The sequence below is a fragment of the Neisseria sp. P0006.S004 genome (assembly GCF_051963015.1).
GTDB lineage: Bacteria > Pseudomonadota > Gammaproteobacteria > Burkholderiales > Neisseriaceae > Neisseria.
Map to the genome: position 1 here is coordinate 1 of NZ_JBQCUS010000044.1, position 235 is coordinate 235.

At 52.3% G+C, this 235-nt stretch carries 1 pseudogene; it reads left to right on the forward strand.

The features are described 5' to 3' along the window. Positions 1 to 21: 21 nt before the first annotated feature. Positions 22 to 235: pseudogene (locus ACTHR2_RS10600) on the forward strand (aldehyde dehydrogenase family protein); the annotation flags it as partial.

Sequence of the window (235 nt, forward strand, 5' to 3'; positions counted from 1 at the left end):
GTTCGACAAGGCGCTACCTAGGTTTGCGGCGGCAAACGTGCCTACGGAAAAGGCTACTTCTTCGAACCTACCCTGCTTACCGATACCGACAACAGCATGGACATCATGAAGGAAGAAACATTCGGCCCAGTCCTGCCGGTTGCCACTTTCGACACACTCTATCAAGTCATCGCCTTGGCAAACGACATCGAAATCGGCCAGACCAGCTCCGTCTATACCACCAATCTGAATGAAG